7 protein-coding genes and 3 pseudogenes are annotated in these 10,911 nt (G+C 72.5%); 1 reads left to right on the forward strand and 9 read right to left on the reverse strand.

Annotation, left to right across the window (positions count from 1 at the left end; genetic code table 11):
• Positions 1-2,424 (forward strand): hypothetical protein (locus HET64_RS30760; RefSeq protein WP_251146117.1); only part of this gene is annotated, 2,424 nt, incomplete at its 5' end.
• Here HET64_RS30760 and HET64_RS30765 read toward each other — a convergent pair.
• The 9 genes and pseudogenes from HET64_RS30765 to HET64_RS30800 form a co-directional block, all read right to left on the reverse strand.
• Positions 2,391-4,820: a right-handed parallel beta-helix repeat-containing protein gene (locus HET64_RS30765; RefSeq protein WP_215110429.1), complete on the reverse strand. Its 2,430-nt coding sequence runs from the start codon at positions 4,818-4,820 to the stop codon at positions 2,391-2,393. The two genes, HET64_RS30760 and HET64_RS30765, sit on opposite strands and share 34 nt — an antisense overlap.
• A gap of 168 nt (positions 4,821-4,988) precedes the next feature.
• Positions 4,989-5,509, reverse strand: a pseudogene (locus tag HET64_RS30770) (hypothetical protein).
• Between the two features lie 38 nt (positions 5,510-5,547).
• Positions 5,548-5,749: pseudogene (locus tag HET64_RS40165) on the reverse strand (MOSC domain-containing protein); the annotation flags it as partial.
• Between the two features lie 58 nt (positions 5,750-5,807).
• Positions 5,808-5,969: pseudogene (locus HET64_RS40170) on the reverse strand (MOSC domain-containing protein); the annotation flags it as partial.
• 132 nt (positions 5,970-6,101) lie between these two features.
• Positions 6,102-6,584 carry a DUF6643 family protein gene (locus HET64_RS30780; RefSeq protein WP_215110430.1) on the reverse strand — a complete coding sequence of 161 codons (483 nt, stop codon included), beginning with the start codon at positions 6,582-6,584 and terminating at the stop codon, positions 6,102-6,104.
• A gap of 317 nt (positions 6,585-6,901) precedes the next feature.
• Complete coding sequence (locus tag HET64_RS30785) at positions 6,902-8,158, reverse strand: MFS transporter (RefSeq protein ID WP_215110431.1); 1,257 nt, start codon at positions 8,156-8,158, stop codon at positions 6,902-6,904.
• Between the two features lie 107 nt (positions 8,159-8,265).
• A complete protein-coding gene (locus HET64_RS30790; protein WP_215110432.1) occupies positions 8,266-8,781 on the reverse strand; it encodes a hypothetical protein in 516 nt (171 codons plus the stop codon).
• Positions 8,782-8,825: 44 nt separating this feature from the next.
• On the reverse strand, positions 8,826-10,067 hold the full coding sequence (locus HET64_RS30795; protein ID WP_215110433.1) for a hypothetical protein: 1,242 nt from the start codon (positions 10,065-10,067) through the stop codon (positions 8,826-8,828).
• 130 nt (positions 10,068-10,197) lie between these two features.
• The gene (locus tag HET64_RS30800) at positions 10,198-10,353 is read right to left on the reverse strand and encodes a hypothetical protein (RefSeq protein ID WP_188115030.1); all 156 of its coding nucleotides are present in this window, start codon (positions 10,351-10,353) and stop codon (positions 10,198-10,200) included.
• Positions 10,354-10,911 lie beyond the last annotated feature (558 nt).

Consider the following 10,911-nt stretch of genomic DNA (forward strand, 5'->3'; position numbering starts at 1 on the left):
CCCCCGTCCCCGCCCTCCTCCGCGTCCCCGCAGCTCACCGGGACCGCACTGGAACTGCTCGTCCACGGCGTCGGCGGCGCCACCCCGCAGGAGATGCTGGGCGACCCCCGCACCGTCCGGGTCACCGGGGACGAGACCGCGGCCGTGTACCGGCGCACCGAGGACGCCCACGGCGAGCAGCACCCCGAGCGCTACCGGGACGAGCCCGTCGCCGAGGCGTACTGCTGGTCCGGCCTCACCTCCGGCAACGGCTCCCGCGCCCTGTGGCTGCTGCTCCTGCCGTTCATGGTGGTCAACCTCGCCCACTGGATGCGCCCCACCTCCACCGGCCGCTCCCGCGCCGTCCGGCTGTACGGCGTGCTGGTGCGGCTCGTCGCGCTCAGCCTCACCGTGCTGCTCACGGCGGCCGCCTGCGAAGTCGCCCTGGACCTGCTGGCCTGGCAGTGCGCGGGAGCCGAGGCCTGCTCCGAACGCCGCTCCTGGCTCGGCTTCCTGTCGGCCCAGCAGGGCGGCTGGTGGTCGCAGCCCGGCCGCCGCCTCGCCCTGGCCGCCGTCGTGCCCGCGGCCCTGGTGGGGCTCCTGTGGTACCTGTCCAACCGGACCTGGAGCGCGTACGAGTCCCAACGCCCCCTGGACGAAGGGGACATCGACGCCCACGACCCCGAAGGGGTGCACGGGGCCCACGACTCCGACGCACCCGCCCCGGACACCGACGGGGCCCCGCGCCCGGCCGCCCCGATCCGCCCCGCGCTCGGCAGGCCCGGGTTCTGGTACGGCCGGCGCATCGTCGCCCGGCTCCGCGCCGCCCACACGGCGGCCGGGTTCCTGACCGTCGCCGCGGCCGTCGCCGGCGCCGCCGCCCGACACGACCGGAGCGCCGAAGGACCGGTGCCCCCGCTCCTCCGCGCGGCCGTCGAGGGCGGCATCGTCCTGTGCGCGCTCGTCGTCGTCCGGGTCGTCTGCAGCCGGGGTCGCAGCGAACGGACCCGCGACACCAAGCTGGACGCCGCCCTCATCACCTATCTGCCCGGCTCCGCGCTCGCCCTGCTCGCCCTCGCCGTCGTGTACGCCTCCTGGTCGCGCCCGGACTGGCAGTCCTCGGGCAGCCTGCCCGGCGAGACGGCCTTCCGGCTCCTCGCCCTCGGCCAGGGCCTCCTCGTCGTCGCCCTCGCTCTGGTCGCCCGGAGCCTCTACCGGCGCACCCCCGAACCGCGCACGGTCCTGCACGGACTCGGCGGCCCCGCGGTCGCGATGCTCGCCTGCGCCCTCGGCGGCGTGATGACCGGGGGAGTGGCCCAGCGCGTCGCCGACTGGCTCGACGGGCCGGGGAGCCCGGGCATGGGTCACGGCACCGACATCGCCGGGCCTCCCGTCCTGCTGAGCTGGCAGGCCTCCGTCATCCCGGTGCTCCTGCTGCTCCTGCTCGTCCCGGTCCTGGTCCTGGTCGTCCGCACCACGCGCACCGCCCGCCGGCTGGGCCCGCTCATCGAGGCGGAGTACGCCCCCGAACCGCCCGACGCGGGCCGTACCCGCCGCATCGCCCGGATCCGCGCGACCGCCGCCCTCACCGACTCGGCGCCCTGGATCGTCGGCGTGGTCTCCGGGGCGACCCTGCTGCTCGGGACAGGTGCGGTCGTCGGCTCCTGGCGCAGTGACGAGGTGCCGGGACGGGCCGCCGACGGGAGCTGGCCGCTCATCGAGTCGTTCGCCGAGGCCGCGCAGTCGACCGGCTCCTGGCTGATCGGCCTCGGCTTCGTCCTCTTCGTCGCCGGTGGCCGCCGCGCCTACAAGGACGCCTCGGCCCGCCGCACCATCGGCATCCTCTGGGACGTGGGCACCTTCTGGCCACGCGCCGCCCACCCCTTCGCACCCCCGTGCTACGCCGAGCGCGCGGTTCCCGACCTCGCCTCCCGGATGTCCGCCTGGACGACGACCACGCCCCGGGGCCGGCTCGTCATCTCGGGTCACTCGCAGGGCAGCGTGCTCGCCGCGTCCGCCGTCTGGCAACTGCCCGACGCGACCCGCCGCCGGGTCGCGCTGCTCACCTACGGCTCGCCCCTGGAGCGGCTGTACGGGCGGTGGTTCCCGGCCTACTTCGGCCCCGAGCCGCTGCTCGGGCTGCACCGCTCGGTGCACTGCTGGCGCAATCTGTGGCGGGAGACCGACCCGATCGGCGGTCCCGTCCGCATCTGCGCCGACCCCGACCCGGGCGTCGACCGGGGCCCCTTGAAGGACCCGCTGGCCTACGGGCGGACCACGGAGCTCCCGCTGCCCGAACCGATCCTCGGGCACTCCGACTACCAGGCCGACCCGGTCTTCGCCGAGGAGCGGGCCGCCCTCCTCGACGAACTGCGGCCACGGGTGCCCCGGCAGCAGGCGGAGGCGGGCCTTCAGAAGGGCAGCTCGGGGAGGTCCTCCGGGTAGAGCAGGGTCAGGTCGTCCGTGCTCGTCTCGGCGAGCTGGGCGACCCGGCCCGCGTGCCGCTCCACCATCGACTCGAAGGTCTGCCGGGCGGTGCGGCCGTTGCCGAAGGCGGGGCCCTTGGGCAGCTCCGTGAAGTACTTCAGCAACGCCTCCCCGGTGCCCTCCGCGAGGCTGTACTCATGCTCCTCGGCCTGCTGCTCGACGATCCGCAGCAACTCCTCGGGGAGGTAGTCATGGAAGGTGATGGTCCGCGAGAACCGCGAGGCCACCCCGGGGTTGACGGTGAGGAACCGCTCCATCTCGTGGGTGTAGCCCGCGACGATCACGACCACCGCGTCCCGGTGGTCCTCCATCAGCTTCACCAGGGTGTCGATGGCCTCCCGCCCGAAGTCCCGGCCGGAGTCCTCGGGCGAGAGGGCGTACGCCTCGTCGACGAACAGCACCCCGCCGCGCGCCCGGTCGAACGCCTCCTGGGTCCGGATCGCCGTCGAGCCGATGTGCTCGCCGACCAGGTCCACCCGGGACACCTCGACCAGGTGGCCGCGCTCCAGCACCCCGAGCGAGGCCAGGATCTCCCCGTACAGCCGGGCGACCGTGGTCTTGCCCGTACCGGGGGAGCCGGTGAAGACGAGGTGCCGGCGGACGGACGCGGCCTTGAGCCCGGCCTCCTGACGGCGGCGGCCCACCTCGATCATGTCGGTCAGCGCCCGCACCTCGCGCTTGACGCTGTCCAGGCCCACCAGCGCGTCCAGCTCGCCGAGAACCGCCGAGGAGTCCCGGGCCGGCTCCGTCGGGACGACCGGCTCCGGAGCGGGCTCGACCGCGCGCTGCCCGGGCAGCGCGCCCAGCAGACCGGGCGTCGACCGGGTCTCCGTCAGCACCGCGGGCGGCGGTGGGGCCGAAGCCGTCCGCAGACCGCTCTCGTCGCTCGTGCAGTTCTCGGCCACCGGGCCGGTCGCGCCGGCGTCGCCCTCGGGGAACTCGTAGCCGCCCCGGGCGCACCGCTCGGTGCGGCAGCGGGTGAGCGTGGTGCGGCAGCCGTCCATGACGTGGAAGCCGTAGCCCTCGCTGCCCGTCACCCGGCAGCTGTCGAAGGTGCCCCTGCCCTCGGCCGACACGTAGAACCCCGCCTCGGCCGGCGAGGTGACCGTGCAGCGCTCGATGGTGGGGTCCGCGCCCTTGGTGACGATGACCCCGGTCTGCGCCGCGTCGATGGTGCAGTTGTTCAGCGTGCCGCCACTGCCGTGGTCGCGGAACCATGCGCCCGTGGACGCCTCCCGGATCCGGCAGTCGTCCAGCTGGGCCGTCGCCCCGTCGCTCACGGAGACGGCGGTGTTGCGGATCTGGGAGAGGTCGCTGTCCACGACGTCGGCGCGCGACCCCCGGTCGAGGACGAAGAGGGCGTCGGGCACGTCGTGCACCCGGCAGGCGTCCAGTATCACCGTCGCGCCGTCGCTGACCCAGACCGCCGGGTAGTCGCCCGTACTGTCGTGGATCTCGCACTGGTTGGCGTCGACCCGGGTCCCCGGGTCCCAGACCGAGAGCCCGTTGCGGCCGAACCGGCGGACGGTGGAGCGGGTCAGCGTGAGGACCGAACGCGACCGCAGGTCGACGGCGTTCTCCGGGATGTCGTGGATGTCGCAGTCGGCGAGGGTGAGCACCGCGTCGGTGTCCAGCGTGACGCCGTCCGCGGAGGTGCGGTGCACGGTGCAGTCGGTCAGGTGGGCCGAGGCACGGGCGGTGACCTGGATGCCGCTGCCCTTGATCTCGTACACCTCGCAGCCGAACGCCTCCAGGCCGCTGCCCTCGCCGGTGACGCCGATGCCCGCCCCGGACGCGTGGTGGATCCGGCAGCGGTCCAGGCGCGGATGCCCTCCGTCGCGGACCGAGACCCCGGACTGGCCCGCGGAGACGATCTCGCACTCCTCGAACACGCCGCCCGCGCCGTCCAGCACGGCGATGCCGACCCCGGCCGGATTGTCGACCGTGCAGCGCCGCACGGTGGGCCGGGCCGCGCCGCGCACCTCGATGCCCGCGGCGGACCGCGTCACGATCCGCAGGTCCGTGAGCTCCGCCGTGCCGTCCTCGACCAGCAGCGCAGGGGCCGCCGAGTCCTGGCCCTCGACATGGAGGTCCTGGATGACGGCGGAGGCGCGCACGGTCAGCGGTACGCCGTCGACCGGCGCGATCCGCACGGAACCGACCGAGCCCTCGGGGCCGCGCAGCGTCACCGCGCGATGGACGACGAGGTTCTCCCGATAGGTCCCGGGCGCGACGGTGAGGACGTCGCCGTCGGCTGCCGCCTCCAGGGCCGCGGAGAGGGAGGCGTACTCGCCCGTGCGGCGGCGCCATCGCGATGTGCCGGTGTGCGTCACCTGGACCGTGCCCTGTGCCATGGCGTTGCTGTGCCCCCACCTCGTGCTGTGCGATGCCTCGGGTCCGTCCGTCGCCGGGGAGGCGGACGGGGTCGGACCACCGTAGCGCGCGTGAGGGGCGGGAGTTGACGAGTCCGCCCCGCGGAGCGATGTCTCCCCCCGTCCGCTCCCGGCCGGGGGAGGCCGTGGTCAGCCGCCCTTTCCGGCTCTGCCCCAGTCCGGACCGGCCGCGGCCCACTCCCGGTCCAGCCGCGCGTAACGCCGCCGCACCATGCGTCTCACGGTCAGCCGGCGGCCCGCCTCGACGCATGCGGCGGCGAGCAGGAACGTGCCGATGCCACCCAGCACCGCGTGGGTCCGGGCGGTGTGCCCGTCCATCGGCGGCGGCACCGGGTGGCCCGCCGCGTCCGTCCAGATCCGCACCGCGGACCCCGGGCCGCCCGGCCGCGACCCGGTGGCCACCCTTCCGGTGCGCGGACCGCCGTCCGGGGCCTCCCAGGACGCCACCACCCAGGTGCGCGCGGCCCGTTCGACGCCGCCCTCGGGATCACCGGCGAGCCGTTCCCGCCCCGCCGGGCCCACCACGACCGCGTCGACGGGGTGACGCTCCTCGTGGTCGGCGCCCCGAGCGCCACCCAGGCCTCGCGGCGGTCGGTGGCACGGCGCAGCGGACTGTCCCGCCCACGCAGCAGCGCCCACAGCACCCACACGCCCGTCCCCCCCTGCCTCTTCCGCCGACCCGGTCGATCTATCGCCTGTCCGCCTGTCCGTCGAGGAGGCCGAGAATCCGGACGGGGTCCCGGACCCTGATCACTCCCGTCCCCCTCGGGGATCGGATCCTGGCCGAAGACCAACTGCTTGCCGAACCGCCTGTGGCGGGCCGGCGTGAGCAGGGGTTCCCTGCCCCGCTCGGCGGTGCGCTGGTCGGTCGTCGTGATCACACAGCGGCCGCGCGGACAGGAGCATGCCGCCGCCCGGCAGCGGCTCGGCCGAGATCCGCGCCATCGACGGCTGCTGACGCTGTGCGACGGCCCCGGCCGCCTTGTCGGCCGGCATCCAGTGGCGGTCGCCGTCGAGTCCCCATGGCTCGACGGCGACCAGGTCGCAGGCGCCGGCGGCCGGCGACCTCACCGGACAGAGGTGGGCCGAACGGAGCACGGGAAAGCTCATGCGCTCATCCTGCCGGCACCCTCTGACCCCGTACGCGTGGATTCGCGGGTACCAACTGATACCCGTATGTCCTGGATGCGGCTGATACCCGGTGCGTCCCCCCGGCGCACCTCGTCGCACGGAGTCGCGGGTTCAGTACCCCCGGCTCTGGTACGGGCGGTTGTACGGGTCCTCGTACGGCGACTGCGCCGGCGCGGGCCGCGGCGAGGCCGGGCGCATCGACTCGTACCCGGTGGCGGGCGCGGGCCGTGGCTGCTGCGGCTGCTGCGGATAACCGCGGACCGCCGAGGGCTGCTGCGGGATGTACGGCGCGGGCGCGTGCTGCAGTTGGGCGGGCTGCATCGGCGCGTGCTGCGCCGGAGCCTGCTGGTACTGCGGCGTCGGCTGCTGCTGCGGGTAGCCGTAACCGGTCTGCTGCGACGGGGCCGCGGGCAGGGCGGGGAGCGCCGACGGCAGGGCCGGCAGGTAGCTGTTGCCGGTGTCATAGGCGGCCGGAACCCGGATGGGGGCGATCTGAGGGGTTCCCCGCTCCGCGACCAAGGAGTCGTAGATCGGAGTGTCGGGGAACGACGCGGCGTAGTAGCCGCCGCCGAAGGTGGAGCGGGGGGACGTCATGCCACCTAAGTTAAGCGCACGATGTGCTGTATGGGGAGCCCCAATCTTCTGGTTATCCGTTTTACGCTGGTTCTGTGCGGCCGGCCCGCCAAAGCATCGTTAAAGATTTCGTTAACAGGAGGGACCTTTCCGCTGGTGGGCGAGGCCTTCGGCCCCGCGCTCCGGTCCGTGAAGGGGAACGGTGTCGAAGCATCCGGGAGGCAAGCGAATAGCGTTTGGCCAAAGCGCGATGCGCACGGTTCGACGTCCCGGAGATCGTCCGCCGGCCCGAAAGGCCCTGTCTTCCCCCGGCCCTCGTAAGGCTTTTGGCGCCGCCCTCACCCGCCCGCCCCGGTGGAACCGGCCGTGCGCGGTGCGCGGCGCGGGGACCGGCCGGCCACCGGCAGCACCAACAGGGCGGCCAGCCCGCCCATCAGGGCCAGCGCCGGGTAGCCGTCCCGCGCGACGACCAGGCCGGACGCCAGGCTTCCGGCCGCTCCGGCGGCCGCGAGCCCCACGTCCACCAGTCCTTGGGTCGTGGCGCGCCGGTCCGGGGGCAGGGCGTCGGTGACGATCGCGGTGCCGCTGATCAGCCCGAAGTTCCAGCCCAGGCCGAGGAGTACGAGAGCGGCGCCGAGTGCGGGCGTCGAGCCCGCGGGTGACAGGGCGGCCAGTGCCCCGGCCGCCAGCAGCAGCGGTCCGGACGCGCAGGCGACCCATCGCCTGCCGATCCGGTCGACGAGCAGTCCGGTGAGCGGGGAGGGCAGGAACATCGCTCCGACGTGCAGGGAGATCACGAGCCCCGCGGCCTGGGCGGTATGACCGTGCGCCAGCATGTGCACCGGCGTCATCGTCATGATCCCGATCATCACGACCTGGGTCAGGACCATCACGGTGGTGCCGACGGCGACGTCGTGACGCCCGGCGGGCGCCGCGGCCCCGGTGCGGGGCCCGTCCGTACCCGCGTCACCCTCCTCGCCGGTGCCCGCGCCCTCCTCCGGGACGCCCGCCGCCCGGACGGCCAGCTCCTGGGCGAGCCGGAGCGGATCGGGCCGCAGGAGGCAGGCGAGGACGACCGCGGTGGCGGCGAACGCCGCGGCCGCCAGCAGGAAGGGGCCGGCGAGACGCGGCACGCCCCAGGCGTGCGCGACCTCACCGGCCGGCGTCACCAGCATGGGCCCGGTCACCGCGCCCAGAGTGGTGGCGAAGAGCACCGCGCTCACGGCCCGTCCGCGCCGGGCGGGGGAGGCCAGGTCGGCGCCGGCGTAGCGCGCCATGAGGCCGGTCGCCGTACCCATCCCGTACACCACGAGGGCCGGGAAGAGGAGCGCCACGCTGCCGGTGGCGGCGGCCGCCACGACACCGACGCTGCCGAGCGCCCCGGTCGCGTAGCCCAGCGCCAGTCCGGGGCGGCGGCCCCAGCGGGTGCAGATCCGGCCGATGCCGAGCGCGCCGAGTGCGGCCCCCGCGGTGAAGAGCGCGCTCGGCACTCCCGCGAGGCCGGTGGAGCCGAGCATCTCCTCGGCGAGCAGGGCCCCGACGGTTATCCCGGCGGTGAGACCTGCGCCGCTCAAGATCTGGGCCAGTACCAGCACGGCCAGAATGCGCCGCTGTTCCGGAATCTCACCCGTGGCAACCGGATGTCTGCTGCGAGTCGACAAGGGGGAGCTTCCGATCGTCATACGGGCGAGGAGATTCTCACTCAGGCAACGGCCATCGGTTTCAGCTCCGCGATGTCCGTGAGGGATATGCCCAGCTGCTCATGGAGGAACCGGACCATGGTCCAGTGCGGCAGCGCGCCTTCGTCGAACGGCCCGAATTCCTCGCAGTAGAGGGGGATCCAGCGCAATGCCTCTTCCAATGCCTGTTCGCGTCCCGGCTCTTCCTGATAGTCCTCGTAGGCGATGCTGCGGTGGTTGATGAAGAACCGCCCCGGGAGCCGTTCTTCGCACAGCGCGCGGTATTCGCGGGTCTGCAGGATGAGGTAGTGCCATATCTCGTCGATGTCCTGTTCGACGGGCAGGAAGAGCCCGCTGAGCCGGTCCCGGTACCGGGAGACGAGGTAGAGGTACCGCAGACATTCCGTGACCTGACGTTCCACGAAGTCCTGGGGTGTGTCCGGCGCCTTGTCGCAGAAATACCGTATGACCTCGGTGTGCAGCGCGTCCCCGAGAAGACGCTTCAGGTCGTCGGCGGAGCGTGTCTGTCCGCTGGTCATGGCACTCCGTTTTCTGAGAGGGGGGAGGGGGAGGTGGGGGTGCGTCAGGTGCCGGCGCTGACGAGCCAGGCGTACTTGCCGGAGCGCCCGATGGGGATATGGGTGCGGTGTTCGATCCGGCAGTTCCGTCCGGTCAGTTCGGCGACGCCCTGCCGCAACGCGGCGGCCTCCGTGGCCCCGAGGGGTTCGTCGGCGAACGTCGTGTAGAACAGGGCGGCGTCGGCGTCGCCTTGGAGGTGCAGTTGGTGCAGGAAGATCCGGGGGGAAGCGTCCGCGATATGCCGGTCGAGGTCGCCCTGGGCGACCGGGCCGTTCGGTGTGCTCAGCAATTCCTTCTGACGGCCGCAGAACTGGGTGATCGCCGCGGGGTCCGGCGAGCCGTCCAGAGTGCGCACACAATCGCCCGACCGGTAGCGGACGAGCGGCATGTAGGGATTGCGCACACTGGTGACGACGAGCTGGTGGATCGTGCTTCCGGGGGCCACCGGCAGGAGCTCGACGCTCATCCCGGCCAGGTGGGGCCGGTACCGGCCCGCCCGGTCGCTGTAGTAGAGGTAGCCCAACTCCGTACTGCCGAAGAGGTCGATGACCGGGCAGGCGAAGCGCCGGCGGAGGAAACGCCGTACGTTCACCGGGGTGTACTCGTAGGCGGTGATGATGCTGGCCGGCGCGGGGAACGCGTCCAGCAGGCCCCAGGCCTCCGCCTTGCGCACCAGGTGCGCCAAGTGGTAGCCGGAGCAGTCGAGGTGGTAGCGGCCCTGGGGGTGTGTGCTCCGTGCCAGGTCGATCTCGCGGAGCATCCGCAGTACGTCCTTGCGGACCCACTGCGCCGGATCCAGCCGCAGGTTGAGGTAGCAGGTGCGCTCGTCGAGCCAGCGGTCGGCCAGGATGGGTATTCCCCTGTGCTCCACGCCGCGTCGGGCGGCGTTGACCCGCGCCACGTGTTCCGTCGCGAGCACCGTGGTGAGGGAGACCCGGCGGCAGCCCGACTCCCACGTCTCGCCGATGTCGGGGTGGTTCCGCCACAGCTCGTAGTAGGAACGGAGCAGGAAGTACGGAGGCCGGATGATCTGCATCCGGGCGTGGTTGGTGCCCGTGGACAGGACGAACTCCGCCTCGCCGTTCTCCAGCGCCGCCGCCAGCCGCGGCGTCATCCAGTTGTCGGGGAACCCGCGGGCGATCTCCGGCTTGTCGAGCAGGGGGAAGTGGCCCTTCGCCAGGGACTCCTGATAGATCGGTATGTCGCGAATATGCTCGATGACATCGCTGGTCGGCTGGCCCTTCATTAATTCCTTCTCATGTTTCGCATAGCTGAAGAAATATGGGCTATGAGGGAGACGGAGTCGGGGCGCCCGGGAACATGCTGTGGTGGGGGAGAAATCTCTCACAGGGCTGATCCCGGGCGTCCCCGGCCGATCAGGAGATACAGCCGGCCTTCGGTGCGGCGCTGATACACCCGTTCTTGGGCGCCGCGCTGATGCAGCCGTTCTTCGCGGCCTGCTGGGCCGAGTTGGCGGCGAGCCAATTCTGCCAGACGTTGTCCTGGGCCATCTTCTTGATCAGGTGTTCCATGAGGTCCTCCGATGATAGTGCGGAAGGTACTCCCTGAAGCGGGCCGACGGTGAATGGATTTCTCCTCGACCTGCCCGCTGAATGTAAAAGCGTGGTTGAGCAACTGTCAATGAATGGCAATGCCGAACCATGGGGAAGCAGCCCCATTCAGGACCGGTTTGGCGTGATTCCGCTCTTCCGGTGTCGCGTGGGCGCCGGCTCCGGTCGCGGGTCGCGAACCCGGCCGCATCATCCGCAGAGCCCCTGATGGAAGCGGGTCGCCCGGCTTGCCCGGGGGACGCCGACGCGGTGACGGACGGGGCGACGGCCTCCGAAGATGAGAATGTTTTCCTCATGTCCGTCCCCGGGACCCCGCGAAGGCAGACTGGTCCGATGCTGTGGCGTGGGGTGGGGTCGGTATTGGCAGGATGTGGAGCAGGGACACTGGTGTTACTGGTCGTATGGATATGGCCCGGGCAGAATGTGCCGCCCTCCATGGGGCCCGTGGTCGTCGTGCCCTTCCTGCACGGCCCGACGCCTCCCGCCACCGCACCGCCCGGCCCCGGCCGTCCCGCCGCG

Source organism: Streptomyces sp. McG3, from assembly GCF_018619185.1.
Taxonomy (GTDB): domain Bacteria; phylum Actinomycetota; class Actinomycetes; order Streptomycetales; family Streptomycetaceae; genus Streptomyces.